The organism is Herbidospora daliensis (genome assembly GCF_001570585.1).
Lineage (GTDB): Bacteria > Actinomycetota > Actinomycetes > Streptosporangiales > Streptosporangiaceae > Herbidospora > Herbidospora daliensis.
Genome location: NZ_BBXF01000001.1, coordinates 569,288 through 595,348, shown reverse-complemented (window position 1 = coordinate 595,348; position 26,061 = coordinate 569,288). Strand labels below are relative to the sequence as shown.

The following is a 26,061-nucleotide window of genomic DNA, read 5'->3' as shown; positions in this document are numbered from 1 at the left end:
CGGGAGACGATCACTGAATCGCCTTTATGCAGAATCAAGCATTATCGCGCTAGAAATACCCCGGTGAAGAGAAACGTGAAACGTGGACCTTTCTCCGTTCCGGAACGCCTGCGATAACCGGAAAGCCCGGCCGGGAAATAGGCTGGGCCCGGGACGTCGTCACACGGTGGGGACGGGAGGCAGGCCGCCTTCGAAGACCTCGACCTTCAGGCGGTCAAGCCGCAGTGCGCTGATCAGCCAACTGCCGTCGATCTTCCGGTATCGCTCGTAGTAGTGCCCGTAGCCCCGCATGCCCTGTGTGAGGCCGTCCTTCTCCGGCCAGACGAGGTAGTCGTCCATGCTCCAGACGCCGGTGGCGGTGTCGGGCCCGGTGACGTCGATCTCGGGCATGAAGCCCCGGTGGACGGTGGTCGCGTCCCCGACCCAGGCGCTGGTGATGCGGACCATCGCGGCGGGGTCGCGCATCACCGTGTCGCCGATCTCGATGTGGACGTCCGGGGTGAACAGCCCGAGGAAGGCGTCCCACATCTTGAGGTCGTGGAACCGGAAGTAGCGCGCCTTGAGCCGCTTGATCTCTTCGACGTCGTCGATGGTCGTCACGGGGAACTCCTGAAGGTAAGAGGTGGGTGTCGTGTCGCCGCGGCGCGTCAGTGGACGCCTTTGACGGTGCCGCCGTCCACCCGCAGCGTGGTGCCGGTGACGTAGTCGGCGAGCGGGCCGGTGAGGTAGAGGACCGCGGCGGCGATCTCGTCGGCGCGGCCGAACCGGCCGACGTCGTTGGGGGCCAGCGTGTCGATCGCGCGGGGTTCGATCTCCTCCCATGACTCGCCCCAGCCGCGCACGGGGGCGAGATCGGTGACGAGACGTTCGACGGCGTCGACCAGGACGGCGCCGGGGGAGACGGTGTTGGAGGTGACGCCGCTGCCTCGCAACTCCCGCGCGAGTGAGACGGCGAGGTTGTGGCGCGCGGCCAGGGTCGCTGTGTAGTGCGGGAGGTCGGCGATCGGCTGCACGGCGAGGCCGCCGCCGATCTGGACGACCCGGCCCCAGCCGCGTTCGCGCATGCCCGGGACGATCCGCTTGATCATGCGGACCCCCGAGATGACGTTGATCTCGTAGGTCTGACGCCAGTCCTCGGCGGAGGCGTCGTGCCAGGAGAGGTGCCGGTAGGCGCCGGCGTTGTTGACCAGGATGTCGATCGGCCCGCCGCCCAGCGCGGCCTCGGCGACGGCGTCGGCGCCCGCGTCGGTGGTCAGGTCGCCGATGGCCACCTGGGCGCCGCCGCCTTCGGCGCGGATGGCGGCGGCGACGGATTCGGCCCGGGTGCGGTCGCGGCCGTGGACGACGACGTCGGCCCCCTCGGCGGCCAGGGCCCTGGCGACGGCTTCCCCGATGCCGGAACTGGAGCCGGTGACCAGCGCGCGTCGTCCGCTCAGGTGCAGGTTCATGGTGTTCCTCCCCGAATCATTTTGTCTACAGGTGTAGACTTTCGTGGAAGTATACAGTTGTAGAATGACCGACGAGACCGCCCCTGACCGGCGCAGACGCGACGCCGCCGGGACCCGGCAAGCCATCCTCGATGCGGCGGTCGCCGCCTTCACCCGGCACGGCTACGACGGGGTGGGAGTACGCGACATCGCCCGGGACGCGGGCGTGACCGCGATGCTCATCAACCGCTACTTCGGGTCGAAGGAGCAGCTGTTCGCCGAGGCGGTCGACGTGTCCTTCGCCCCGCGTACCGTCATCACCGGAACGGGACCCGAACTCGCCGAGCAGACCGCGCGGACTCTCGTCTCACGGACGGCGCCCGACGCCGAGGAACTCGGGCCGTTCCTGCTCATGCTCCGGTCGGCCGCCAGCCCGAGGGCCGCGGAGATCATGCGGGACGCGATCGGCCGGCACGCCGCGCGGCACCTGAGTGAGGAACTCTCCGGCCCCGACGCGGAGGCGCGGGCCGAACTGATGCTCGCCGTCCAGGCGGGGGTGTGGCTGATGCGCCGCGTCCTGGGCACCACCGCGCTCGTGAAAGCGCATCCGGAAGATCTCACCCGGTACGCCGCAGCGCTCCTGCGGGTGCTCGACACGCCGGCCGACGGCTGAACAGCCGTGCCGGTCGGCGCCCCGTCAGGCGGCGGTCATCCCGCCGTCGATCGCGAGGGCGGCTCCGGTGATGAACGCGGCCTCGTCGCTCAGCAGGAACGCCACGAAGGCGGCGATCTCCTCCGGCCGCCCGATCCGCCCGAGCGGGTGCATCGCGCCGGCGGCCCGCAGCGCCTCGTCCGGGGTGGGGCCCATGCCGCCCCGCAGAAGCGGGGTGTCGACGCCGCCGGTGACCAGGGCGTTGATCCGGATGGCCGTCTCGGCCGTCTCCAGCGCCGCTGACCGGGTGAGCCCGATGACGCCGTGCTTGGCGGCGGCGTAGGCGGAGAAGCCGGACTGGCCCTGGACGCCGGTGACGGACGCGTTGTTCACGATCGCGCCGCCGCCGCTCGCCCGCAGGGCCGGGATCTGGTGCTTGAGGCCGTAGAAGACGCTGGTGAGGTTGAGGGCCAGTTCGGCGTGCCAGGCGTCGGCGTCGACGTCGGTCACCGGACCGGGCGCCGTGGCGGCGCCGACGTTGTTGAACACGCCGTCGAGGCGGCCGTACCGGCTCACCGCCTGCCTGACCAGCTCCGCCGAGTCGGCCTCCACCGTCACGTCGGCGGGCACGAACGTGGCCTCCCCTCCGCCGCCGCGGATGCTCGCCACCAGAGCGTCACCGGCCTCCTTGCCGCGTGCGGCCAAGACGACCTTCGCGCCCTCGGCCGCGATGCGCTCGGCGGTGGCGCGGCCCATGCCGGAGGTGGCGCCGGTGATCAGAATGACTTTGTCGGTGAGATGTGCGGACACGTCGACTCCTGTGTCGGTGAAGTGGATGAAAGGAGATGTCAGAAGGTGAGGACCAGACGGCCACGCAGGCCGCCGGCTTCGAGCCGCCGGTGGGCGAGGGCCGCCTCGGCGGCCGGCAGGGTGGCCGCGACGCGCGGCGTGAGCACCCCTGATTCGGCCAGTTCGCGGATCCGGTGCAGCTTGTCGGTCCGGCCCGCGTAGTCGGGGACGAACACCGCCCGCACCGCGACCCGGTCGTCCTCGCCGAACTCGTGACCACCCGGCTCGTCGCCACTGCGGAAACGGGCGTAGCCGCCTCCGTCACGAACGGCGGCGAGCAGCCGCGGCCCGACCAGCGCCGTGTCGGCGACGGCGTCCACCCCGTCCGGGTAACGGGCCCGGATGCGTTCGGCGACGTCAGGCGCCCTGACCACGACTTCGGTCGCACCTAGGCGACGGACCAGCGCCTCGTCGGCGGGCGAGGCGTCGGCGACCACGGTCAGTCCGGCGTGGACGGCCAGCTGGACGAGATACCCGCCGAGGGTCCCGGCGGCGCCGACGACGCCCAGCACCGCCCCGGGAGTGAGCGCCAGCAGGTCGAGCGCCAGCAGCGCGGTGAGCCCGTTCATCGGAAGCGTCGCCGCCTCCACGTGATCGGCGTCCGCCGACGCCCGGACCACCCATCCGGCTGGCAACACCACATGTTCGGCATAGCCGCCCAGCGGCGTCACCATCGCCATCACCGATTGCCCCAGGGACAATTCGGTCTCGGTGTCGGGCCCGATCTCGTCGACCACCCCGGCGACGTCGAGGCCGGGCACGTAGGGACCGGGCACCCCGGCGAACGCCCACGCGTTGACGCCGGAGCGCAGCAGGGTGTCGGCCGGGTTCACCGCCGCCGCGTGTACCCGCACCCGAACCTCACCGGGCCCGGCGTGGGGCTCGGGCAGGTCGAGGACACGCAGAGCCTCGGGTCCCCCGAACTCATACACTCCGATCGCTTGCATCGTTGCAGCTCCCGAATGGTTCCGAATGTATACCAGGTCTGACTTCAGTACCTTCTCACCGACTTCGGAGGAGCCACAAGGAGGCACTTCACCATGACCAGGTATCGCTCAGGGAACCGCCCAGATCGGAACCTGGTATCTGCCGTATACTGCCGACATGTCGCAGCCGCTCATGGAGGCACCGGACGCCGCGCTGTGCGAGGAAGCCCGCCTCGCCCTGATCCGCGACGTGCTCGAACGCATCGGCGACAAGTGGTCGGTCGTCGTCATCTGCCAGCTCGACGACACCACCCGCAGGTTCAACGAGCTCAGCCGGATGAGCAGGCCCATCACCAAACGCATGCTCAGCGCAACCTTGCAAGGGCTGGAGCGCGACGGCCTGGTGACCAGGACCGTCTACGACACCAAGCCTCCGCGCGTCGACTACGCGCTGACCCCGCGCGGGATCAGCTTGCTCAAGGTGGTCCGAGACCTGGCCGGCTGGGCGGAGGACAACGCCGCCGGGATCCTGGAGTCGAGATCGGGCTTCGACGCTCGCACCTGAGCCCAGCCGCGAACTCCTGATGCGAAAGCGCGATCAGCAGCGGATCCGACAACGAGGTCGCCGCGATACCCACGCCGGCCGGCCGCCGGTGATCAGCGGCAACCACAGTTCGAGCCCGGAGGTCGCAGCAGGCGGTGCCGAACCCCTAGAGGGGTCCGCACCTGATCAGGCCCGCCGGACAGCAGGAGGCAGTGGAGAACCTTCTGCGCCGCGCCTGTGGCTGTCCTGCCCTTGACGACAGCCGGGGAAGGGGCCATGGCTCGTCACCAACGATGTTCTCTGCCGTACAGGGATTGACTGCGGCCAGACTGTCACGCCGCAGACCATGCCAGGACTGCAGGCTGTTGGCGCTCTCCCGTTGACCTCACCTTCGTGATGGGCCGGCGGTCTAAAGTGAACAAGCGGTGAGCGTCCTAGCCGCGTTTACACGCCAGCGGGAGCCGGGTACGCGACGTTAACGGAGACCTCGAACGAAAGTGGCGGCTGCCCCAATTCGACGCTAATGAAGCGCGCAAGCGCATCGCTAAGGCGCCCTTGCTGTATTCCTCTCGTGCTGTACAACGTATGAACGAAATTCGGATCAATCGAGCGAAGCGAGTGCAGCCCGAGCGAAGCGAGGCCGTTCCAGGGAGCGCGAGGGGCGGAGCCCTTCGCTGAAAGCGCAGCGCCCCGGAGCGAATGCGACGGCCAGGACCGCGACAGCGGGCCAGGGGGAGCGTGAGGGGGCGAAGCCCCCTGACATCGGGGGGTTCGGGGGGTCGTCCCCCCGTATAAACGAAGGAGACCCGCCGAAGGCGCCAAAGCGCCGACCGCAGGTCTCCCGTCTCCTGGTGGACGATACAGGGATTGAACCTGTGACCTCTTCCGTGTCAGGGAAGCGCTCTCCCGCTGAGCTAATCGTCCAAGCAAACTTCCGAGCGGAAGACGGGATTCGAACCCGCGACCCTCACCTTGGCAAGGTGATGCTCTACCCCTGAGCCACTTCCGCGTGGTCGCCTCGGATTTACCTCCGCGACACCTGTCTTACTCTAGCGGACTTCACGAGCCTTCGTGACGACCTGGAGGTGGAGACGGGATTTGAACCCGTGTACGCGGCTTTGCAGGCCGCTGCCTCGCCTCTCGGCCACTCCACCGAGCGGAAGACGGGATTCGAACCCGCGACCCTCACCTTGGCAAGGTGATGCTCTACCCCTGAGCCACTTCCGCGTGATCCGCCGTTCCCTTCCGGGTCGGCCTCACGAAGAAGACTTTAGCGTGTTTCCCGGGTGCTCGTGCGCACCAAGCGCGTGCCGCGCGCCTGCGAGGATCGCGCCGTACTGGATGGCGACCAGGTGGGCGATGGGGATCGTCTGGTCGGACATCTCGTTTTCGGCGTTCACGCACCATTTTTCGTAGGTCTCCGACAGGGTCCGGCAGCCGCGTCTGATGGCGGGGGTGCCGTTGCCGATGGCCATTTCGCCTTCGAGGGCGCGCAGCAGCATGCCGCCGAAGCGGAGGCGGTAGCTGTGGACGAGGTCGCGGCACGAGGAGACCTCGGCGGCGGTGGCGGGGCGGGAGGCGCTGGAGGCGGTGGAGCGGTTCTCGTCGGTGGCGGCGATGCTGGCGAGCATCGGGATGAAGAAGCGGGAGGCGCGTAGGAAGGGGGAGGAGCTGATCAGGTCGGCGGTGACGCCGGTGAGGGTCTCCTCCAGGGTGGTGGCGGTCTCGCGCAGGTGGGCGGCCTGGGTGCGGATCAGTTCCCCGTACGGGATCTCGGTCTCGGAGGTGTCGCCGGCGGCGGGGTCGACCCAGTAGGGGAGTTCGGCGGTGAGGCAGAGGGTGCCCCAGCGGGCGGCGTAGGTGTCGGAGGCGGCGCCGGTGATGACCTCGGTCGGATCCTGGCCGAGGGCTTCGACGTAGTCGTAGGTCTCCTCCATGCGGGGGGTGAGGAAGATCGCGGGGGCGAGCTGGCCGATGGCGGGGTGTTCGGGTTCGCCGACGTGGAGGGGGAGGCCGAACAGGGCCGGGAGTTCGGTGAGCACCGACTGGAGTTCCGGCTCGGGGCGCGAGAGGTAGTAGAAGACGCCGCCGAGTTCGCCGTTGTGGAGGGTGGTGAGGAAGGCGGGGCGGGTGCGGTCGATCAGGCGCATCAGGGCCAATGTTTCCGGCAGGACGCGGTCGAAGTAGGACCGTTTGTAGGTGAACGGGAAGGTCCATTCGACCTGTTCGTCGCCGGCGGGGCGGTAGAAGTGCCGGCCGTAGTGGGCTTTGGTGTACGGCCCGGCGAACCAGCCCTCGTTGAGGCGGGTGCCGTCGGGGTCGAGGCAGCCGACGATGTGCCAGCGGGCGCCGTTGCGCAGCCTGACGTCCGCGCAGAGCCGGGAGGCCAGGTGCATGACCGTGAGGCCGCCGATGGGCTCGTTGGGGTGGGGGCCGGCGGCCACGACGACGTCGCGGTCGCCGTCGCCGATGGTGAGGCACAGCAGGGGGTCGCCCAGGCGTGAGGTGCCGATCCGGTCGATCGAGGTCAGGCCGCGGTGGGCGGCGGCCAGGCCGGTCAGGCACTCGTTGACCTCGTCGACGGTGGCGAACCGGTCGTACTCGGGGACGGTGCCGAGTTCACGCGTCAGGTCTGGAGCAAGCATCCCTTAAGTTTGCACACGGACCATACCCCCTATAAAGACACAAAGACTGACAAATAAGGTTCAGGGCATGTCTCTCCTGTTCAGGAACGCCCGAGCCGGGATCGGCGGGCCGCTCACCGCGTTCGGGATCTCGGCCGGGCGGGTCGTCGCCCCCGGCGACGTCACCCCCGAAGAGATCGTCGACCTCCAGGGCGCGACCGTGCTGCCCGGTCTCGTGGACGCCCACGTGCACTCCGTGCAGTGGGCGCAGAACCGCCGCCGCGCCGATCTCTCCGCGGCGACCTCCGCCGCGCACGCCGTCTCGCTCATCCTGGCGGCGGTACGACCCGGGGAGCCCACCATGGGCTTCGGCTTCCGCGACGCCTTCTGGGCCGACGAGATGCACAAGGACCTGCTGCCCGGCGAGCACCCCGTCGTGCTGGTCAGCAACGACCTGCACACGGCGTGGTTCAACCAGGCGGCGCTCGCCCTGATCGGGCGGGGCGACCACCCGACCGGGGTGCTCCTCGAAGGCGACTGCTTCCGCGGCCTGGCCGCGCTGCCGCCCCCGCCGGTCGAGCAGGTCGACGCCTGGGTGGCCGAGGCCATGACGGCCGCGGCGGCGCGGGGGGTGACCGGGATCATCGACTTCGAGTACGCCGACAACGTGCACGACTGGCGGCGCCGCCGGACCGACGTGCGGGTGGCCTGCTCGATCCCGCGCGACCGCCTCGACACCGCGATCGCCAACGGGCTGCGTACCGGAATGGAGATCGGGGAGTTCCTCACGGTCGGGCCGGTGAAGATGTTCGTGGACGGGTCCCTGAACACCCGGACCGCCTACTGCGCCGACCCCTACCCGGGCACCACCTCCCGGGGCCTGCTGGAGCTGCCGCCCGACGAGCTGCTCGGGGTGATGAAGCGGGCCGCCGAGAACGGGATCCACCCGGCCGTGCACGCCATCGGCGACGACGCGGTCACCATCGCGCTCGACGCCTTCCACACCCTCGGCTGCCCGGGGCGCATCGAGCACGCGCAGCTGGTCTCCCGGCAGGACTTCCCCCGGTTCGCGCTGGACGGGCTCGTCGCCGGCGTGCAGCCCGCGCACCAGCCCGACGACCGGGAGGTCGCCGACGTCCAGTGGCCGGGGCGGACCGACCGCGCCTACGCCTTCGCCGACCTGCTGGCCGCCGGGGCGACGATCGAGATCGGCTCCGACGCCCCGGTGTCGCCGCTCGACCCGTGGGACGGCATCGCCTCGGCCGTCACCCGGACCGACGACGACCGGCCGGCCTGGCATCCCGAGCAGGCGATCTCCCTGGAGACGGCCCTGGCGGCGGCCGCCCAGGGACGGACCGGAGTCCACGTGGGCGACGCGGCTGATCTTGTCGTCGTGGGCGACATGTGCGATCTGCGGAGCCCGGAGATCCTCGGGACGATGCTCGCCGGACGGTGGACGTACAAAAACGGGGTTTGATGCCCGATTCCGGGCAGGATTCTTGGTATTCCCGGTTCCTCCTCCGTAAGGTCCATCTCTGTGCCGTACGACGACCTCATCGCCCACCTCATGCGGACCACCTCGCTCGGTCCGGGGGAGGCGGCGAGGGTGGTCGCCGACGTGCTCAGCTACTTCGGCGAGACGGCCGAGGCCTATGTCAGGCGCAGGCATGCCGAATTGCGGGCACGCGGGCTCGGCAACGACGAGATCTTCCGCCGGGTGGCCGCCGAGCTGCCCGCGCGCCGGGTCGCGGCACCGGAGCTGTCACAGCGCCAGCTCCGCCGGATCATCTACGGAGGGTGAACTCTATGTGCGGAATCGTGGCCTACGTCGGGCCGAAGGACGCCGCGCCCATCTTGCTGGAGGGGCTCCAGAGGCTCGAATACCGAGGCTACGACTCCGCGGGCGTCGCCGTCGTCGCGTCGAGGGCGCTGAAGACCCGCAAGGTCAAGGGCCGCGTGGCCGACCTGGCGGCGGCGGTGCCGGCCCGGTTCAAGGGCGCCACCGGCATCGGGCACACCCGCTGGGCCACCCACGGCGTGCCGAGCGACGTCAACGCCCACCCGCACCTGTCGAGCGACGAGCGCATCGCGGTCGTCCACAACGGGATCATCGAGAACGCCGACGCGCTGCGGCAGCGGCTCGAGGGCGAGGGCGTCAAGTTCCTCAGCGAGACCGACTCCGAGGTGCTCTCGCACCTGATCGCCCGCGCCGTCGAGGAGACCGACAGCCTCGAGGACGCGGTCCGCCGGGCCCTGAAGAGCGTCGTCGGCACCTACGGCATCGCCGTGGTCGACGCGCAGCGCCCCGGCGAGGTCGTGGTGGCCCGGCTGGGCAGCCCGATCGTGCTGGGCATCGGCGAGAAGGAGATGTTCGCCGCCTCCGACGTCGCCGCGCTGGTCCGCTACACCCGCCAGGTCGTGCACCTGGAGGACGGCGAGCTGGCCGTCCTGAAGGCCGACGGCTTCCACACCTTCGGCGGCGACGCCCGCGAGACCGCGAAGGAGCCGCTGACGGTCGACTGGGACACCGGCCACTACGACACCGGCGGCTACGAGCACTACCTGCTCAAGGAGATCTCCGAGCAGCCCGACACGATCGCCCGCACCCTGCGCGGCCGCCTCGACGACCGCTTCCACGTCGCCCACCTCGGCGGCCTGAACATGGACGCCCGCGAGACCCGCTCGTTCCGCCGCGTCAAGATCATCGGCTGCGGCTCGGCCTACTACTCGGGCCAGATCGGCGCCCAGCTCATCGAGGAGCTCGCCCGCATCCCCGCCGACGCCGAACCGGCCTCGGAGTTCCGCTACCGCAGCCCGGTCGTCGAGGCCGACACCCTGTACGTCGCCATCAGCCAGTCGGGCGAGACCTACGACACCCTGGCGGCCGTCCAGGAGCTCAAGCGCAAGGGCGGCCGGGTCCTCGGCATCGTCAACACGGTCGGCTCGGCCATCGCCCGCGAGTGCGACGGCGGCGTCTACCTGCACGCCGGGCCGGAGGTCTCGGTCGCCTCGACCAAGGCGTTCACCTCGACGGCGGCGGCCTTCGCCCTGCTCGCCCTGCACCTGGGCCGGGTGCGCGACCTGTCGCCCGCCGACGGCCGCCGCATCTGCGAGGGCCTGCGCGCCCTGCCCGACCAGATCAAGGAGATCCTCACCCAGGAGGAGCACATCCGCGAGCTGGCCCACAAGTACGCGACCTCGACCGGGATGATGTTCATCGGCCGGGTGCGTGGCTACCCGGTGGCCCGCGAGGGCGCGCAGAAGCTCAAGGAGGTCTCCTACGTCCACGCGGAGGCCTACCCGGCGAGCGAGCTCAAGCACGGCCCGCTGGCGCTGATCGGCCCCGAGATGCCGACGGTCGCGATCGTGCCCGACGACGAGATGCTCGACAAGAACCTCACCACCCTGGGCGAGATCCGCGCCCGCAGCGGCCGCATCCTGATGGTCGGCCACCGCGAGACCGACCAGGCCGACGACTGCATCCTGGTCCCGAAGAACCAGAACGAGCTCGACCCGATCCTGCTGTCGATCCCGCTCCAGCTCTTCGCCTACCACGCGGCGGTCGCCCTCGGCCGCGACGTCGACCGCCCCCGCAACCTCGCCAAGAGCGTCACCGTCGAGTGACCACGGGCTGCCCGTCCTTCGGCTCCGGCGCCGGCCGCCGGGGCCGCAGGACGGTCACGATCAGCAGGGCCAGCAGGGAGAAGCCCGCCGCCGTCAGGAACGTGGCCGACAGGCCCGCCGACGCGTGCACCGTCACCAGCACCGCCAGCCCGAGCGAGCCGCCCGTCTGCTGCATGGCCTGGAGCAACCCCGAGGCCGCGCCCGCGTCGTCGCCCTGGACGCCGTTGATGATGCGCATGCTCATCACGACCAGGGCGGCCGCCGCGCCCACGCCCAGGATGACCAGCGGCGCGAACACGCCCGGGAAGTACGCCGTCGTCGCGTCGATGCGCGACAACCACGCCAGGCCGGCCGGGATCAGCAGCATGCCCGCGACCGACGCCCGCTGCGGGCTGACCACGCGCAGGATCCGGCCCGCGAGTTGCGACAGCGTCAGGATGGTCAGGGCCAGCGGCAGGAAGGCGAGGCCCGCCTGGAGGGGCGAGTAGCCGAGGCCCGACTGCACGAACTGGGTGAGGAAGAAGAACGTGCCCATCATCGCGGCCGGGAGCAGCAGCATCGAGACGTAACCGGCCACCTGGGACCGTTCGCCGAACAGGCGCAGCGGCATGACCGGTTGCGCGGCGCGCCGTTCGACCCGGATGAAGAGGGCCAGCAGGAGCACCCCGCCCAGCAGGGACGCGAGGGCCCATCCGTCGTCCCAGCCCTGTTCGGAGGCGCGGACCAGGCCGTACACGAGGCCGGTGGAGCCGGTCGTGGCGGTCACGGCGCCGGCCAGGTCGAAGCGGCCGGGCACGCGCGGGGTCTCGCGGACGACCACGGGGGCCAGGGCCAGGATCGCCAGGCCGATCGGGACGTTCACGAACATGACCCAGCGCCACGACACCAGGTCGGTCAGCACCCCGCCCGCGAGCAGCCCGATCGCGGCCCCCGCCGCGCCGACCGAGGTGAACACGGCGATGGCGCGGTCGCGCAGCGGGCCCTGCGGGAAGTTGCCGGTGATGAGGGCCAGGCCGGCCAGGGCGCCGCCGACGCCCTGGAGCACCCGGGAGGCGATCATGGCCTCGGGGCCGGGGGCGAAGCCGCCCAGGAGCGAGGCCAGGGTGAAGATCAGCACACCGGCCATCAGGGCGCGGCGGCGGCCGAGGATGTCGCCGGCCCGGCCGCCGAGGAGCAGCAGGCCGCCGAAGGCCAGCATGTACGCGTTCATCACCCACGACAGCCCTCCGGGGCTGAAGCCGAGTTCCTCCTGGATGCCGGGGAGGGCGACGGTCACGATCGTGCCGTCGAGGATCAGCATGAGCTGGGCGAGGGCGATCACGAGCAGCGTGATGCGCTGGCGAGGGTTCAAGGGGAGGCCTTTCAGGCGATAAAATAATCGGAGGCCGACTCCGGTAAATATATGGAGGCCGCCTCCGTTTACGCAAGGGAGTTGTCGTGAGGGCCGATGCGCGCCGCAACTACGAGCGCCTGCTGACCGAGGCCTCGGCGGCCTTCGGGGAGAAGGGCACCGAGGCGTCGCTCGAAGACATCGCCAAGGCCGCCGGCGTCGGCGTCGGCACGCTCTACCGCCACTTCCCGACCCGGCAGGATCTGATCCTGGCCGTGCTCCGCGACCGCTTCGAGGCGATGGCGGCCACCGCGCGCGACCTGACCCCCGACGACCCGGGCCGCGCCCTCCGCGAATGGCTGCTGGCCCAGCTCCACCACATCACCGCCACCCGGGGGCTCACCGCCGAGCTGGCCGTGGCGGTCAACAACCCCGAATCGCCCCTGCACGGACAGTGCGAGGCCCTCTTCTCGGTCTCCGCCGACCTGCTCGCGAAGGCGAAGGAGACCGGCGCGGTGCGGCCCGACCTCACCCAGCCCGACCTGGCGACGATCGTCCACGGCATCGCGTGGTCGTGCGAGAGCGACCCGGTCAGGCAGGAGCGCCTGCTCGACCTGTTCCTCGAAGGCGTGCTGGTGTAAGTTTCAGGCTTCTCCGCAGGTCAGCCCGGCGTCGCGAGAGGTTTCGTAGGACGCTTCACCGGCCCGTCCTAGCGTCCGTGACATGAGACGCATCGCCCTTGTGGCGGCGCTGCTCGGCGGTTTCGTGCTCTTCGGCGTCTCCCCCGCGCAGGCCGCGCCTGTGATCTGCGAGAAGTACGGTTCCACCACCATCCAGTCGGGCCGCTACGTTGTGATCAACAACGTCTGGGGCGCCAACACCTCCCAGTGCATCGACGTCAACCAGTCCGGCGGATTCACCATCCAGTCGGCCAACCACAACAACGCCACGAACGGGGCCCCGGCCTCCTACCCGACGATCTACGCCGGGTGCCACTACGCGAACTGCTCCAGCGGCAGCAACCTGCCCATGCAGGCCAGCTCCGGCAACTTCGGCAACGTCCGGACCAGCGTCAGCATGAGCTACCCGTCGAGCGGCACGTGGGACGCCGCCTACGACATCTGGTTCGACCCGACGCCGCGCACCGACGGCCAGAACACCGGTGCCGAGGTCATGATCTGGCTCAACCGCCAGGGTTCCATCCAGCCGATCGGCAGCCAGGTCGCGACGGTGAACCTGGCCGGGGGCACCTGGCAGGTCTGGTTCGGCAACATCGGCTGGAACGTGATCTCGTACGTGCGCACGTCCCCGACCTCCTCGATGGACTTCGCCGTGAACACCTTCTACAGCGACGCGGTCTCCCGCGGCTACGCGCAGCGGTCGTGGTACCTGACCAGCGTGCAGGCCGGGTTCGAGCCGTGGATCGGCGGCGCGGGGCTGACGGTGAACAACTTCACCTACTCGACCAGCGGCGGCTCCAACCAGGACACCACCGCGCCGAGCGCGCCCTCGAACCTGACGGCGAACGGCACGAACCTGTCGTGGAGCGCCTCGTCCGACAACGTCGGCGTCGCGGGCTACCGGATCTACCGCCGCCAGGGCACCAGCGGGTCGTTCAGCCAGGTCGGCACGTCGAGCTCGACGTCCTACTCGGCGACGGGCCTGTCGGCCTCGACGACCTACCAGTTCTACGTGACCGCCTACGACGCGGCCGGGAACGTGTCCGGGCAGTCGAACACGGTCCAGCTGACCACCTCGGGCGGCGGTCAGAGCGGCAGCTGCACCGTCAGGTTCGACCAGTGGGGCGGCGGCTACGTCGCCCAGTTCACGCTGAACGGTCCGGCGTCGAACTGGTCGCTGCCGTTCACGCTGCCCTCGGGCCACCAGATCACGTCGAGCTGGAGCTCGCAGGTCTCGGTCAGCGGGTCGAACGTGACGATCACCGGTATGAGCTACAACGCCAGCCTGAGCTCGGGCCAGAGCACCAGCTTCGGCTTCCAGGCCACCCGGCCGGGCAGCAGCGGCGTGCCGTCCATCCCCGGATGCACCCAGGTTTGACCTGGAGCGCACTCCAGGGTTCAGGGTGTCGGCATGACCTCTCTTGTGCTCGGGGCCATGAACTTCGGCACCCTGACCGACGAACGCACCTCGTTCGCGCTGCTCGACCGGTTCGTCGACGCCGGTGGAACGGTGATCGACACCGCGAACTGCTACGCCTTCTGGAACGACCCGGACGGCCGGGGCGGCCAGAGCGAGCGGCTCCTGGGCCGCTGGCTGGCCGCCCGTCCGGGCCTGCGCGACCGGCTGACCCTGGCCACCAAGGCCGGGGCCGAGCCGGTCGGCCCGGGGGAGTGGCCCGCCAGCAGGGAGGGCCTCTCGGCGCCCGCCCTCAAGGAGGCGCTCGCGCTGAGCCTCGGCCGCCTCGGGATCGACCGGGTCGACCTCTTCTGGACCCACATGGAAGACCGGTCGGTCCCGCTGGAGGAGACGGCCGGGGCCCTCGCCGGCCTGGTCGCCGACGGTCTCACCACCCGCGTCGGCGTCTCCAACCACCCCACGTGGCGGGTCGAGCGCGCCCGCGCCCTGGGCGCGCCCTACTCGGCGCTGCAACTGCGGTACTCGTACCTGACCCCCCGGCCCTGGACCCAGGTCGAGGGCGTCAACCACCGTTTCGCGTGGGTGACCGACGAGACCCTCGACTACGTGGCCTCGGAGGGCCTCGACCTGTGGGCCTACACGCCGCTCATCTCGGGGTCCTATGTACGTCCGGAGCGCCCCTTCCCCGACGCCTACGACCACCCCGGGACCACCCGCAGGCTGGCGGCGCTCGGGGAGGTGGCCGACGGCCTCGGGGCGACCCGCAACCAGGTCGTGCTGGCCTGGCTGCTCGCCGCCGGGGTCAGCCCGATCATCGGGCCGTCCACGATCGCCCAGCTCGACGAACTGCTCGACCTCCCCTCGCTCTCCCCGGGGGACCTGGCCGCGCTGGACGTCTAGCCGGGATCGCGGCGCGTGACGAACCACCACGCGCCCGCGAAGAGGGCGCCCGCGAGCCCGGCCGTGATCGCGGCCTCCACCGCGCCGAGCGTGGCGGGGGTCCAGCCGAGCTCGCGGGCGGCCCGGTTGCGCAGCCCTTCGGCGATCAGCTGGCAGGCGGCGACGCCGAAGAACGACGCGCCCATGGCGACGGTGGTCCGGCGGGTGACGGCGCTCCAGAACGTGCCCAGGGCGAGCGCGAAGAGCGTCCAGGTGAACGGGAGCAGGCCGGTCAGCTCCGGCGGGACGGTCCGCAGCGACCAGCAGATCAGCGCGGTGACCAGCCCGGTCGTGACCAGGGCGAGCGCGGCGGCGGTGCCGACCTGGGGGGCCAGCCAGCGGCTCCGGCTGATCGACTGCGTCCAGGCGAACTGGTGGGTGCCGCGTTCGTACTCCCGCGCGAGCAGCGGCGCCCCCAGGAACACCGCCATGACGAGGGGCAGGTAGGGGAACAGACTGGCCGAGATGCCCCGCACGCCGGGGTAGAGGCGCTCGACGGCGACGAACCCGGCCCACAGGGCGACGACGCACGCCATGCTGATCATGCGGACCCGGTGCTGCCTGATCGCGAGCCAGGTCACAACGCCACCGGCCTCGGGGTCAGCACGGCGTCGGGCGCGCGCAGGTAACCGAGCACCATGTCCTCCAGGGAGAGCTCGCGGGCGGTCCAGCGGGGGTCGTGGACCGGCCCCCTGGCCCGGACCAGCAGGGTGGTCTGCCGTTCGGTGTCGCTCCTGCCGATGACGTCGTAGGAACCGGCGGGCGGCTCGCCGGCCGGCCCCACGAGCAGCCGGTGCGCCGCGACCAGCTCCTCGATGTCGCCCGCGACCTGCACCCGGCCCCGGGAGACCAGGATCAGGTGGTCGCAGACCTCGGCGAGCTCGGCCACGACGTGCGAGGAGAGCAGCACGGTGAGCCCCCGCTCGGCGACGGCCGACATGAGCCCCTCCATGACCTCGTGGCGGGCCAGCGGGTCGAGGTTGGCGAGGGGCTCGTCGAGCACGATCAGGTCGGCCCGCTTGGCGACGGCCAGCGTGATGGCGACCTGGGCGCGCTGGCCCCCCGACAACTGGCGGACGCGCCTGCGCTGCGGGATGCCGAGGTCGTCGAGCCGTTTGCGCGCCCCCTGCGTGTCGAAGTTCGGGTTCAGCCCGGCTCCGGCCCTGATCGTCTCGGCGACGGTGAGCTCGGGGTAGAGCGGCTTGTCCTGCGCGACGAACGCCACCCGGGGCAGGTTCGCGCCGCGCGGCGGCCGTCCGAAGACGGTGACCTCGCCCTCGCTCGCCCTGCGCAGGCCGACGGCGAGCCGCATCAGCGACGACTTGCCGGCCCCGTTGGGCCCCACGAGCGCCGCCACGCGCCCCTGCGGCACCCCGGCGAAACAGCCGCGCAGCGCCCAGGTCCGGCCGTAACGCAACCCGGCGCCGGTCAGTTCCAGCGCGTTCACGCCGTCGCCTCCCCGGTCAGGCCGCCGGACAGGGCCGACTCGACCAGGGCCCGGATGTCGTCGGCCCCGAGGCCGCCGGCCCGCGCGTCGTGCACCCAGGCCGCCAGCCGCCGTTCCAGCGCGGGGTCGCGCGGCCGGGCCAGCGACCGCCGCACGAAGGTGCCCAGGCCGGGCCGGGGCTCCACCAGCCCCCGGGACTCCAGCTCGCGGTAGGCCCGCAGCACCGTGTTCGGGTTGATCGCCAGCCTGCCCACCACCTCGGCCGCCGTCGGCAGCCGGTCGCCGGGGGTCAGCCGGCCGAGCCGCATGGCCTGTTCGACCTGCTGGACGATCTGCATGTACGTCGCCACGCCCGACCTCTTGTCGAGAGAGAACTCGATCAACGTCACTCCCATCAATCCACTAATGCATTAGTTAATTGATGGAGACCTCTCCCGTCAACCCGGACCCCGCCGACGTAACGCCAGGTAATCGGTCATATGCTCAACGTGTAAGACCGAGGGGAGGGCGGAGTGCGGCGTCGGGAGTTCCTCCTGTGGGGAGCCGGGCTCGCCGCATTGGCCGCCGGCTGCGGGGCTGACCCACGCCCACTGGGCGTGCCGCTCTCCCTGGTCGTGCCCGCCGTCGTGGGCGGGCTCGACGACGCGTTCGCCCGGGAACTGCGGCGGCTCGTCACGAAGCGCGGCCTGGCCCGCGCCGTCGACGTCACCACCTGCGACGGCGACAAGGCGTCGATCAAGGACTTCACCCACCGTGCGAGCCGGGGGCGGCTGCTGGTCGCGGGGCCCGCGCTGGTCAACCTGACGGGCACGGTCCCGCTCGCCCGGATGGCGGGGGAGTGGTCGGTCGTGGTCGCCCCGATGGGCTCCCGGTTCCGGCACTTCGGCGACCTGGCCGCCGCGCTGCGCCGGGCTCCCGGCTCGGTGCTGATGGGCGGCCGGGGCCACGGCGGCGCCGACCACGTCCTGTGCGGCCTGGTCGCCAAGGGGCTCGGCGCCGACGCGCGCCTCGTCGACTACGCCTCCTTCGCCGGCGGAGACGGGCTGCTGGGCGCGCTGCTCGACGGCCGGGTCGCGGCCGGCGTCGGCGGGGTCGCCGGGCTCGCGCCGCAGATCCGCGCCGGTCGCGTCCGGGCGCTGGCCGTCTCGTCGCCCGAGCGCCTGCCGGAGGTCGACGCGCCGACCCTGATGGAGTCGGGGGTCCGTCTCGTCCACGCCGACTGGCGCGCCCTGCTGGCCTCCGACGCGCTCCGCGACGACGACCGCGCCCACCTGCTCGACCTGTGCCGCAGCATCGGCGCCTCCGACGAGTGGGCCGCCTCCTGCCGCCGCCACCTCTGGGCCCCGCTCTACCTGGAGGGCCCCGACTTCGACGACTGGCTGGGCGTCGAGTCGGCCCGCTCCCGCGACGTCCTGACCGATCTCGGCCTCAAGCAATAATCTGACCCCAAAAATCTGACAAAGAGCCATAAATGTGGTGATCTCAATCCGTGACGGACGCATGGAACTGGATCTCCCTCGCCATCGCCGTGCTCGCCGCCCTCATCGCGGTCGAGCTGGTGCGGCGCATCCTGCGCTCACGGCTCGTCGGCGACCGCTGGGCCCTGGCCGGGCCGCTGGTCCGGCGCTGCACCTGGCCCGGCTTCGTGACCGCCGCCCTCGCCACCGGCACCGCCGTCTACGACCGGGGGCTGATCCCGCCCGACGCCGAGGGCTGGGTCGGCCACCTGACCACCATCGCGCTGATCTTCTGCGTCACCTGGCTCGTCATCCAGGCCGCCTACGCGGTGACGGACGTCGTACTGGAACGGCTGGTGCGGGTCGAAGGGGACGCCAACCGGCGGGCCCGGCGGATCAGGACCCAGATCGAGCTGGTGCGCCGGGTCTGCGCCGCCGCCGTGATCGTGCTCGCCCTCGGCGCCATGTTGTTCACCTTCCCCCAGGTCAGGGCGCTGGGAGCGGGGCTGCTCGCGTCGGCGGGCATCGCCGGTGTGCTGGTCGGGATCGCGGCCCAGTCGACCCTGGGCAACCTGCTGGCCGGCCTCCAACTGGCCTTCTCCGACGCCATAAGGCTCGACGACGTCGTGGTCGTCCAGGGCGAGTGGGGACGGGTCGAGGAGCTCACCCTCACCTACGTGTCGCTGCGGCTCTGGGACGAACGGCGGCTGATCCTGCCCGTCTCCCACTTCGCCAACAACCCGTTCGAGAACTGGACCCGGCACGAGAGCCGGATCCTCGGCACCGTCTTCCTGCGCGTCGACTGGGCGGTGCCCATCGCCGAACTGCGCGCCGAACTGCACCGGGCGATCAAGGACAACCCGCTCTGGGACCAGAAGGACTGGACCCTCCAGGTCACCGACGTCACCCCCGGCGGGCTGGTCGAGGTGCGCGCCCTCATGTCGGCCGCCGACTCGGCCAGCGCCTGGGACCTGCGGTGCGACGTGCGGGAGCACCTGGTGACGTGGATCAGGGAGAACCACCCGGAGAGCCTGCCCCGGCTGCGGATCACAGAGGTCTGATCGTCGACCCGATCTGCTCGAACAGGGTCTCCCTGCCCGCGAGGTCGGTCGTCAGCGTCACCACGCAGGTCGTGCCCTTGCCCGAGTGGGCGTAGTACTGGGTGCCCTGGACCGGCCCGGCCGGCATCTTCAGGGTGTAGCGGATGCGCACCCCCTGACCGGAGCCGACCTTCACCACGCCCGCGTCGGAGACCGTCGCGCCGACGCTCGCGAGCTGCTGCTCGGCCTGCTGCTGGAGGGCCTCGTTGGAGCCGCCCACGCTCGGCTGGCAGAAGCCGTTGAGGTTGGTGACGAAGCCCTGCTTCGACTCCTCGCGGCTGGCGGGGTCGAGGGCGTAGACGGCCTTGGCGCTCTGGAGGGCCTTCAGGCCCTCGCGGGCCTGGTCGAGCGCGGGGCCGGTGAGGCCGGTGGCCGCGAGCTGCTCCTCGAAGCCGGATTTCGACAGGTCGACGACCTTCCAGGCGGTCGGCACGCCGATCGAGACGCCGGTGGCCACGCTGCCGATGCGGTGGAAGCCGTCGGGCACCTCGGTGCCCGGAATGGGCTTGGGCTGCGGTGTGGAGCAGGCCGCGAGTAAGAGCAGGGCGGTGAGGGCGAGGAGGGCTGGGCGCACGCCCCCGAGCGTAACGCGAAGCGGCGGAAACCCCAGGTCACATGTCCGGAAATAGGCATAAACCGGATGTGAAGTGGTAGGGATCCCTAGAGGTGGGGAGATGGCTGCAAATCCTGTGGTCCGGTTCCGGCGCTGGCTGGGATTCGACCGGAACCCGTTGCGCCGCCCGTGTGACCGCGTCGAGGCGGCGGTCCGCCGGCTGGCCGTCCTCGTCACGCTCGCCGCCGTGGTGTGCGGGCTGATGCTGGGGATCAGGGCCTACGGCGAGGGCGTGCGCGCCGAACACGAGCAGGCGCGTGCCCGGCACGCCACCGAGGCGACCCTGCTCGACGACGCCCGCGTGCACGCGACCGTGAACGGCCCGGCGACGGCGACCGTGATGGCCGCCTGGAAGGGCCCTGACGGCAGAGACCACCAGGGCCTGGTCCAGGCCCCGGTGTTGTCCATGAAGGGCCAGAAGATCACCGTCTACACCGACACGCAGGGCCAGCCGGTGCCGCGCCCGCGCGACCGCGAGACCACCGTGGTGGCCGCGCTGACCGTCGGCACGGGCGTGCCGCTGGCCATGATCGTCGCGAGCTGCGTCCTGCTGGGCGTGACCCGGCTGCTGGTGTGGCGCCGGGTCCGCCGCGACTGGGCCGACGCCTGGACGGTCGTCGAGCCCACCTGGCGCATCAACGGTCGATGATCTCGTTCTTCCCGATCACCACGACGCCGTCCTTGGTGACCTCGAACCGCTCGCGGTCCTCTTCGAGGTCGAAGCCGATGCGGGCGCCGTCGGGGATGACGACGTTCTTGTCGACGATGGCCCGGCGCACGATCGCGCCCCGGCCCACCTTGACGTTGCCCATCAGCACCGAGTCCTCGACGTGGGCGTGGCTGTGCAGGATCACGCCGGGGGAGAGCACCGAGCGCAGCGCCAGGCCGCCCGAGACGATCACACCGGCCGACACCAGCGAGTCGATCGCGCGGCCGACCCGGTCGCCGTCGTTGTGCACGAACTTGGCCGGGGGCAGCGGGTCGTGGCCGGTGTAGATCGGCCACCGGTCGTTGTACAGGTTGAAGACCGGGTGGGGCGAGATCAGGTCCATGTGGGCGTCGTAGTAGGCGTCGAGCGTTCCCACGTCGCGCCAGTAGCCGCGGTCGCGTTCGGTCGAGCCGGGCACGATGTTGTTCTTGAAGTCGTACACCTCGGCGCTGCCGGCCTTGACCATCATCGGGATGATGTTGCCGCCCAGGTCGTGCTTGCTGGAGGAGTCCAGGGCGTCCTCGCGGACGGCCTCGATCATGGCCTGCGTCCGGAAGACGTAGTTGCCCATCGAGGCGAAGATCTCGCCGGGGGAGTCGGGCAGGCCGACTGCGTCCTTCGGCTTCTCGCGGAAGGCGGTGATGCGGCGGCCGGTCGGGTCGGTCTCGATCACGCCGAACTGGTCGGAGGTCGACAGCGGCTGGCGGATCGCCGCCACCGTCACGTCGGCGCCCGAGTCGATGTGCTGCTCCACCATCTGGCGCGGGTCCATGCGGTAGATGTGGTCGGCGCCGAACACGATCACGTGGTCGGGCAGCTCGTCGTAGACCAGGTTGAGGTTCTGGAGGAGGGCGTCGGCCGACCCGGAGAACCAGTGGGGGCCGAGGCGCTGCTGCGCGGGCACCGGGGTCACGTAGTTGCCGAGCATCGCCGACAGGCGCCAGGTGCGCGAGATGTGCCGGTCGAGACTGTGGTTCTTGTACTGGGTCAGGACCACGATCTGGAGATAGTGCCCGTTGGCCAGGTTCGACAGGACGAAATCGATGAGCCGGTAGATCCCGCCGAACGGCACCGCCGGCTTGGCCCGGTCCGCGGTCAGCGGCATGAGCCGCTTCCCCTCACCACCGGCGAGCACAATTGCCATGACCCTCATGACGCAGACCTTAACCCGTCAAAACGGTCGCAAACACTAGGCTGCGCATATGCGTGTCGATCTTTTGAGCCGTGAGTTCCCGCCCGACGTTTACGGCGGGGCGGGTGTGCACATCGAATACCTCTCGCGGGAGCTGCGACGGCTCCTCGACGCGCGGGTCCGCTGCTTCGGCGCGCCCCGCGAGGGCGCCGACGCCTACTCGACTCCACCCGGCCTGACCTCGGCGAACGCCGCGCTCCAGGTGCTCGGGACCGACCTGGAGATGGCGGCCGGCTGCGCGGGGGCCGACCTCGTGCACTCCCACACCTGGTACGCCAACTTTGCCGGCCACGTCGCCAAGATGCTCTACGGCATCCCGCACGTCGCCACCACCCACAGCCTCGAACCGCTCCGCCCCTGGAAGGCCGAGCAGCTCGGCGGCGGCTACGTGTTGTCGTCGTGGGCCGAGCGCACCGCCCTGGCCGCCGCGGACGCGATCATCGCGGTCTCCGGCGGCATGCGCCGCGACGTGCTGGCCTGCTACCCGGAGATCGACCCGGGCAAGGTGACGGTGATCCACAACGGCATCGACACCGACGAGTACGCCCCCGCCTCCTCCAGCGAGGCGCTGCTGCGGCACGGCATCGACCCCGGCAAGCCCTACGTCGTCTTCGTCGGCCGGATCACCCGCCAGAAGGGCCTGACCCACCTGCTGCGGGCCGCCCGCGACTTCGACCCGGCCGCGCAGCTCGTGCTCTGCGCCGGGGCGCCCGACACGCCCGAGATCGCCGCCGAGGTGACCGCCCTGGTCGAGGAGCTGCAGGCCACCCGCGAGGGCGTCATCTGGATCACCGAGATGCGCCCGCGCCCGGAGATCATCGAGATCCTCACCCACGCGACCGTCTTCGTCTGCCCGTCGGTCTACGAGCCCATGGGGATCGTGAACCTGGAGGCGATGGCCTGCGAGACCGCCGTCGTCGCCACCGCGACCGGCGGCATCCCCGAGGTGGTCGCGCACGACGAGACCGGCCTGCTGGTGCCGATCGAGGCGGGCGAGCACGGCGAGCCGCGCGACCCGGCCCTGTTCGCCCACGCCCTCGCCGCCGACGTCAACCGGCTGCTTGCCGACCCCGATCTGGCCGCCCGCATGGGCCGCGCCGGCCGGGCCCGCGCGGTGGCGGAGTTCTCCTGGCCGGCCATCGCCGAACGCACCCGGGACCTCTACGAGAGCCTCAGCCGCCGCAGCAGCTGAGCGTTGGCGGCCACCACGACCGTGGAGGCCGACATCAGGATCGCGCCGACCGACATCGGCAGCACGAACCCCCACGGCGCCAGCACCCCGGCCGCCAGGGGGACCGAAATGAGGTTGTAACCCGCCGCCCACCAGAGGTTCTGCTTCATCTTCCGGTAGGCGGCCCGCGACAGGTCCATGACCGACGGCACGGCCCGGGGGTCGTCTCCGGCGAGGATGACCCCGGCCGAGGCGATGGCGACGTCGGTGCCCGCCCCGATGGCGATCCCGACGTCCGCCCGCGCCAGCGCGGGCGCGTCGTTCACCCCGTCGCCGACCATCGCGACGCGCCGCCCTTCGTCCTGCAGTTCCTGTACGGCTCCCGCCTTGTCCTCGGGCCGTACTCCCGCGTAGAAGCGGGCGATCCCCAGCTCACGCGCGACCGCCTCGGCCACCTGACGGGCGTCGCCGGTGATCATCACGACCTCGACCCCGCGCGATTCGAGGTCGGCGACGGCCCGGCGCGACTCGGGCCGGATCTCGTCGGCGAGCGTCAGCGCCCCCACGACCGCGCCGTCGGCCAGGACGTGCAGCAGGGTCGCCCCCTCGGCCTCCCGCAGCGGTTCGGCGCCCTCGCGTTCGAGCAGCGCGGGCCCGCCGACCTGCACCGTCTGCGACCCGACCCGGGCCGACACCCCGAGGGCGGGGGAGGAGACGAACTCCGTCGCCGGCTCGACGTCGAGCCCGCGCTCCTTGGCCGCCGCCACGATCGCCTTGGCGAGCGGATGCTCGGAGTCGGCCTCGGCCGCCGCCGCCAGCGCCAGCACCTCGTCGGAGGTGACCCAGGTGAGCGCGGGCCGGCCCTTGGTCAGGGTGCCGGTCTTGTCGAACAGCACGGTGTCGACGGTCCGCATGCTCTCGAGCGCCAGCCGGTCTTTGACCAGCACCCCCGCGCGGGCGGCCCGTTCGGTCGCGATCGACACCACCAGCGGAATGGCCAGGCCGAGGGCGTGCGGGCAGGCGATCACCAGGACCGTGATGGTCCTGACCACCGCCTCGTCGGGCTGCCCGAGCAGCGTCCAGACGGCCGCCGTGAGCAGGCCCGCGCCGAGCGCGAACCAGAACAGCAGCGCGGCCGCCCGGTCGGCGATGCGCTGGGCCCGCGAGGTGGAGTTCTGGGCGGCCTCGACCAGCCGCCGGATGCCCGCCAGCGCGGTGTCCTCGCCGACGGCCCGCACCTCGACGCGCAGGCCCGAGTCGGTCGCGACGGTCCCGGCGACCACCCGGTCGCCCTCCGACCTGCGGACGGTCGCCGACTCGCCGGTGATCATCGATTCGTCCAGGCCGGCCGAGCCCGCGACGACCACGCCGTCGGCCGGGATCCGGCCGCCCGGCCGGACCACCACGACGTCGCCCACCCGCAGCTCCGACGGCGGCACCCGCGTGCCGTCGGCGCGTTCGGCCTCGTCGGGCAGCAGGGCGGCCAGCGAGTCGAGCGCCGAGGTGGTGCGGGCCAGCGAGCGCATCTCGATCCAGTGGCCCAGCAGCATGATCACGATCAGCAGCGCCAGTTCCCACCAGAAGTCGAGACCGTGGTCGAGCAGCCCCAGGCTCGCGCCCATCGAGGCGACGAAGGCGACCGTGATGGCCAGCCCGACCAGCAGCATCATCCCGGGCCGGCGCGACCGCAGCTCGTCGACGGCCCCGGTCAGGAACGGGCGGCCGCCCCAGACGTACATGACGGTGCCGAGCACCGGTGACAACCACGGCGGGCCGGGGGCCTGGTAGCCCACGACCATGGCGAACATGCCGGAGGTGAGGACCGTCGGCACGGCCAGCGCCAGCATCCACCAGAACAGCCGCCGGTACTGCGCCACATGGTGATCGTGCATTTCCGGACCTCCTCGACTAAACCCCCTGGGGGTATGCTAGATTCTATACCACTACCCCCTAGGGGTACTATTGAGCAAGGACGAAGGCCCGGGGAGGTCGCGATGCACGGCTACACCGATCACAAGCAAGACCATCTGAAGCGGCTCCGCCGGATCGAGGGGCAGGTCAGGGGCCTGCAGCGCATGGTCGAAGAAGACAAGTACTGCATCGACGTGCTGACCCAGGTGTCGGCCGCCAACCGCGCGCTGCAGTCGTTCGCCCTGGCGCTCCTCGAAGAGCACCTGGCCCACTGCGTCGCCGAGGCCACCGCCAAGGGCGGCCCCGAGGCCGACGCGAAGATCAAGGAAGCCTCCGACGCCATCGCCCGGCTCGTCCGCTCCTGACGACTCGACCTGAAAGAGGAACCGCCATGACCGTCACCGCATACACCGTCACCGGCATGACCTGCGGACACTGCGCCAGCTCCGTCTCCGAAGAGGTCCGCGCCATCGCGGGCGTGAGCGACGTCAAGGTCGACGTGCCGACGGGCACGGTGACCGTGACCAGCGAGAGCCCGGTCGACGAGACCGCCCTCAAGGCCGCCGTCGAGGAGGCCGGCTACACCTTGGTGGGCCCGGCGTGAACACCGCCACGAAGCTGGGCGTCTTCGCCGCCGGCCTCGCCGTCGTCTTCGGCGGGGCCTACGCGGTCGGCGTCACCCAGGAGGACCCGCCACGAGGTCAGGTCGCCTACTCTCCCGAGCCCGCCCACGGCGGGCACGCCCACGAGGAGACCGGCGAGACCGCCCCGAGCGTGCCGGGCGGCCTGCAGATCTCCCAAGACGGCTACCGCCTGCGCCCCGCGACCACCACGCTGGAACCGGGAAAGAGCCACGACTTCGCCTTCCACATCGTCGGCCCCGACGGCAAGCCGGTCACCGGCTACCAGGTCGCCCACGAGAAGAAGCTGCACCTGATCGTGGCCCCCCGCGACCTGGGCGGCTTCCAGCACCTCCACCCCGAGCTGGCCCCCGACGGCACCTGGACCATCCCGCTCGCCCTCCCGGAACCCGGCGCCTACCGCATGTACGCCGACTTCGCCCCCGAAGGCGGCCCGGCCCTCACCCTCGGCGCCGACCTGACCGCCCCGGGCGACTTCGAGCCCGACCCGTTCCCCAAGACGAGCCGGACGTCCACCGTCGACGGCTACACCGTCACCCTCCAGGGCGAGATGAACCCCGGCCAGCCCTCGCCGCTCGCCCTCGCGGTCAGCAGAGACGGCACGCCGGTCGACCCGGAGCCCTACCTGGGCGCCCAGGGCCATCTGGTCATGCTGCGCGCCGGCGACCTGGCCTACCTGCACGTCCACCCGATGACCGGGCTCGTCTTCATGGCCCAGGCGCCCCCCGAGGGCGGCGCCTACCGGTTGTTCTTCGACTTCAAGCACGACGGCGAGGTCCGCACCGCGTCGTTCACGCTGGAGGGATGA

The 26,061-nt window shown here is 71.1% G+C and carries 27 protein-coding genes and 4 tRNA genes; 15 read left to right on the top strand and 16 right to left on the bottom strand.

Features of this window, described 5'->3' with window-relative positions; all coding sequences use genetic code 11:
- Positions 1-159: 159 nt before the first annotated feature.
- Both AW274_RS02270 and AW274_RS02265 read right to left on the bottom strand, forming a co-directional pair.
- Positions 160-600 (bottom strand): nuclear transport factor 2 family protein, encoded by a 441-nt coding sequence (locus tag AW274_RS02270; RefSeq protein WP_062428823.1) that lies wholly within the window; start codon positions 598-600, stop codon positions 160-162.
- 47 nt (positions 601-647) lie between these two features.
- Entirely contained in the window at positions 648-1,448 is an 801-nt protein-coding gene (locus AW274_RS02265) for an SDR family NAD(P)-dependent oxidoreductase (protein WP_062428821.1), read from the bottom strand.
- Between the two features lie 64 nt (positions 1,449-1,512).
- Here AW274_RS02265 and AW274_RS02260 point away from each other — a divergent pair, with 64 nt between their 5' ends.
- Complete coding sequence (locus AW274_RS02260; protein WP_083973776.1) at positions 1,513-2,100, top strand: TetR/AcrR family transcriptional regulator; 588 nt, start codon at positions 1,513-1,515, stop codon at positions 2,098-2,100.
- 24 nt (positions 2,101-2,124) lie between these two features.
- On the opposite strand, the gene AW274_RS02255 is transcribed toward AW274_RS02260, so the two are convergent.
- Entirely contained in the window at positions 2,125-2,889 is a 765-nt protein-coding gene (locus AW274_RS02255) for an SDR family NAD(P)-dependent oxidoreductase (protein WP_062428819.1), read from the bottom strand.
- Positions 2,890-2,927: 38 nt separating this feature from the next.
- On the bottom strand, positions 2,928-3,875 hold the full coding sequence (locus tag AW274_RS02250) for an NADP-dependent oxidoreductase (RefSeq protein ID WP_062428818.1): 948 nt from the start codon (positions 3,873-3,875) through the stop codon (positions 2,928-2,930).
- Between the two features lie 157 nt (positions 3,876-4,032).
- Between AW274_RS02250 and AW274_RS02245 the strand changes: the two genes are divergently transcribed.
- Positions 4,033-4,419 carry a winged helix-turn-helix transcriptional regulator gene (locus tag AW274_RS02245; protein ID WP_198168984.1) on the top strand — a complete coding sequence of 129 codons (387 nt, stop codon included), beginning with the start codon at positions 4,033-4,035 and terminating at the stop codon, positions 4,417-4,419.
- Positions 4,420-5,247: 828 nt separating this feature from the next.
- Here the strand turns inward: AW274_RS02245 and AW274_RS02240 are convergent.
- The 5 genes from AW274_RS02240 to AW274_RS02220 all read right to left on the bottom strand — a co-directional run bounded on the left by AW274_RS02240 (position 5,248) and on the right by AW274_RS02220 (position 7,043).
- Positions 5,248-5,322: transfer RNA gene (locus AW274_RS02240), tRNA-Val, on the bottom strand.
- A 13-nt stretch (positions 5,323-5,335) separates the two neighbouring features.
- Positions 5,336-5,407: transfer RNA gene (locus tag AW274_RS02235), tRNA-Gly, on the bottom strand.
- Positions 5,408-5,478: 71 nt separating this feature from the next.
- A tRNA-Cys gene (locus tag AW274_RS02230) sits at positions 5,479-5,552 on the bottom strand.
- 1 nt (position 5,553) lies between these two features.
- Positions 5,554-5,625 (bottom strand) — tRNA-Gly (locus AW274_RS02225).
- A 29-nt stretch (positions 5,626-5,654) separates the two neighbouring features.
- Positions 5,655-7,043, bottom strand: a complete 1,389-nt coding sequence (locus tag AW274_RS02220) for a M14 family zinc carboxypeptidase (protein ID WP_062428816.1) — start codon at positions 7,041-7,043, stop codon at positions 5,655-5,657.
- A 67-nt stretch (positions 7,044-7,110) separates the two neighbouring features.
- Between AW274_RS02220 and AW274_RS02215 the strand changes: the two genes are divergently transcribed.
- Genes AW274_RS02215 through glmS form a run of 3 tightly spaced genes read left to right on the top strand, consistent with a single transcriptional unit; the run spans position 7,111 to position 10,646 of the window.
- Positions 7,111-8,499: an amidohydrolase gene (locus AW274_RS02215; RefSeq protein WP_062428814.1), complete on the top strand. Its 1,389-nt coding sequence runs from the start codon at positions 7,111-7,113 to the stop codon at positions 8,497-8,499.
- A gap of 60 nt (positions 8,500-8,559) precedes the next feature.
- The gene (locus AW274_RS02210; protein WP_232319945.1) at positions 8,560-8,823 is read left to right on the top strand and encodes a hypothetical protein; all 264 of its coding nucleotides are present in this window, start codon (positions 8,560-8,562) and stop codon (positions 8,821-8,823) included.
- Positions 8,824-8,828: 5 nt separating this feature from the next.
- Positions 8,829-10,646: a glutamine--fructose-6-phosphate transaminase (isomerizing) gene (gene glmS / locus AW274_RS02205; RefSeq protein ID WP_062428812.1), complete on the top strand. Its 1,818-nt coding sequence runs from the start codon at positions 8,829-8,831 to the stop codon at positions 10,644-10,646.
- Here glmS and AW274_RS02200 read toward each other — a convergent pair.
- Positions 10,633-11,997, bottom strand: coding sequence for an MFS transporter (locus AW274_RS02200; protein WP_062428810.1), 1,365 nt, complete (start codon positions 11,995-11,997; stop codon positions 10,633-10,635). The two genes, glmS and AW274_RS02200, sit on opposite strands and share 14 nt — an antisense overlap.
- An 86-nt stretch (positions 11,998-12,083) precedes the next feature.
- Here AW274_RS02200 and AW274_RS02195 point away from each other — a divergent pair, with 86 nt between their 5' ends.
- The 3 genes from AW274_RS02195 (at position 12,084) to AW274_RS02185 (ending at position 14,973) form a co-directional block, all read left to right on the top strand.
- A complete protein-coding gene (locus tag AW274_RS02195; RefSeq protein ID WP_062428808.1) occupies positions 12,084-12,617 on the top strand; it encodes a TetR/AcrR family transcriptional regulator in 534 nt (177 codons plus the stop codon).
- An 82-nt stretch (positions 12,618-12,699) separates the two neighbouring features.
- Positions 12,700-14,034: a GH12 family glycosyl hydrolase domain-containing protein gene (locus AW274_RS02190; protein ID WP_062428806.1), complete on the top strand. Its 1,335-nt coding sequence runs from the start codon at positions 12,700-12,702 to the stop codon at positions 14,032-14,034.
- A 33-nt stretch (positions 14,035-14,067) separates the two neighbouring features.
- Positions 14,068-14,973 (top strand): aldo/keto reductase, encoded by a 906-nt coding sequence (locus tag AW274_RS02185; protein WP_062428804.1) that lies wholly within the window; start codon positions 14,068-14,070, stop codon positions 14,971-14,973.
- Here the strand turns inward: AW274_RS02185 and AW274_RS02180 are convergent.
- The 3 genes from AW274_RS02180 to AW274_RS02170 are packed head-to-tail and all read right to left on the bottom strand — an operon-like array spanning position 14,970 to position 16,848.
- Positions 14,970-15,593, bottom strand: a complete 624-nt coding sequence (locus AW274_RS02180) for an ABC transporter permease (RefSeq protein ID WP_062428802.1) — start codon at positions 15,591-15,593, stop codon at positions 14,970-14,972. The two genes, AW274_RS02185 and AW274_RS02180, sit on opposite strands and share 4 nt — an antisense overlap.
- On the bottom strand, positions 15,590-16,459 hold the full coding sequence (locus AW274_RS02175; protein WP_062428800.1) for an ABC transporter ATP-binding protein: 870 nt from the start codon (positions 16,457-16,459) through the stop codon (positions 15,590-15,592). The genes AW274_RS02180 and AW274_RS02175 overlap by 4 nt, the downstream gene beginning before the upstream one ends.
- Complete coding sequence (locus AW274_RS02170; protein ID WP_369408600.1) at positions 16,456-16,848, bottom strand: GntR family transcriptional regulator; 393 nt, start codon at positions 16,846-16,848, stop codon at positions 16,456-16,458. The genes AW274_RS02175 and AW274_RS02170 overlap by 4 nt, the downstream gene beginning before the upstream one ends.
- Before the next feature lie 123 nt (positions 16,849-16,971).
- On the opposite strand from AW274_RS02170, the gene AW274_RS02165 reads away from it, so the two are divergent.
- Both AW274_RS02165 and AW274_RS02160 read left to right on the top strand, forming a co-directional pair.
- The gene (locus AW274_RS02165) at positions 16,972-17,898 is read left to right on the top strand and encodes a Bug family tripartite tricarboxylate transporter substrate binding protein (protein ID WP_157519720.1); all 927 of its coding nucleotides are present in this window, start codon (positions 16,972-16,974) and stop codon (positions 17,896-17,898) included.
- Between the two features lie 50 nt (positions 17,899-17,948).
- Positions 17,949-18,977 carry a mechanosensitive ion channel family protein gene (locus AW274_RS02160; protein WP_083973775.1) on the top strand — a complete coding sequence of 343 codons (1,029 nt, stop codon included), beginning with the start codon at positions 17,949-17,951 and terminating at the stop codon, positions 18,975-18,977.
- On the opposite strand, the gene AW274_RS02155 is transcribed toward AW274_RS02160, so the two are convergent.
- A complete protein-coding gene (locus tag AW274_RS02155; RefSeq protein WP_157519719.1) occupies positions 18,964-19,590 on the bottom strand; it encodes a hypothetical protein in 627 nt (208 codons plus the stop codon). The two genes, AW274_RS02160 and AW274_RS02155, sit on opposite strands and share 14 nt — an antisense overlap.
- Before the next feature lie 100 nt (positions 19,591-19,690).
- Here AW274_RS02155 and AW274_RS02150 point away from each other — a divergent pair, with 100 nt between their 5' ends.
- On the top strand, positions 19,691-20,278 hold the full coding sequence (locus AW274_RS02150) for an Rv1733c family protein (RefSeq protein WP_157519718.1): 588 nt from the start codon (positions 19,691-19,693) through the stop codon (positions 20,276-20,278).
- Here the strand turns inward: AW274_RS02150 and glgC are convergent.
- Positions 20,265-21,482 carry a glucose-1-phosphate adenylyltransferase gene (gene glgC, locus AW274_RS02145; RefSeq protein ID WP_232319943.1) on the bottom strand — a complete coding sequence of 406 codons (1,218 nt, stop codon included), beginning with the start codon at positions 21,480-21,482 and terminating at the stop codon, positions 20,265-20,267. The genes AW274_RS02150 and glgC overlap by 14 nt on opposite strands.
- Before the next feature lie 58 nt (positions 21,483-21,540).
- On the opposite strand from glgC, the gene glgA reads away from it, so the two are divergent.
- Positions 21,541-22,722, top strand: coding sequence for a glycogen synthase (gene glgA, locus AW274_RS02140; protein ID WP_062428788.1), 1,182 nt, complete (start codon positions 21,541-21,543; stop codon positions 22,720-22,722).
- Here glgA and AW274_RS02135 read toward each other — a convergent pair.
- The gene (locus AW274_RS02135) at positions 22,692-24,593 is read right to left on the bottom strand and encodes a copper-translocating P-type ATPase (RefSeq protein ID WP_062428786.1); all 1,902 of its coding nucleotides are present in this window, start codon (positions 24,591-24,593) and stop codon (positions 22,692-22,694) included. The genes glgA and AW274_RS02135 overlap by 31 nt on opposite strands.
- 102 nt (positions 24,594-24,695) lie before the next feature.
- On the opposite strand from AW274_RS02135, the gene AW274_RS02130 reads away from it, so the two are divergent.
- The 3 genes from AW274_RS02130 to AW274_RS02120 are packed head-to-tail and all read left to right on the top strand — an operon-like array spanning position 24,696 to position 26,061.
- Positions 24,696-24,977, top strand: a complete 282-nt coding sequence (locus AW274_RS02130; RefSeq protein WP_030454006.1) for a metal-sensitive transcriptional regulator — start codon at positions 24,696-24,698, stop codon at positions 24,975-24,977.
- Positions 24,978-25,003: 26 nt separating this feature from the next.
- Complete coding sequence (locus AW274_RS02125; protein WP_062428784.1) at positions 25,004-25,216, top strand: heavy-metal-associated domain-containing protein; 213 nt, start codon at positions 25,004-25,006, stop codon at positions 25,214-25,216.
- A complete protein-coding gene (locus tag AW274_RS02120) occupies positions 25,213-26,061 on the top strand; it encodes a DUF8832 domain-containing protein (protein ID WP_063813053.1) in 849 nt (282 codons plus the stop codon). The genes AW274_RS02125 and AW274_RS02120 overlap by 4 nt, the downstream gene beginning before the upstream one ends.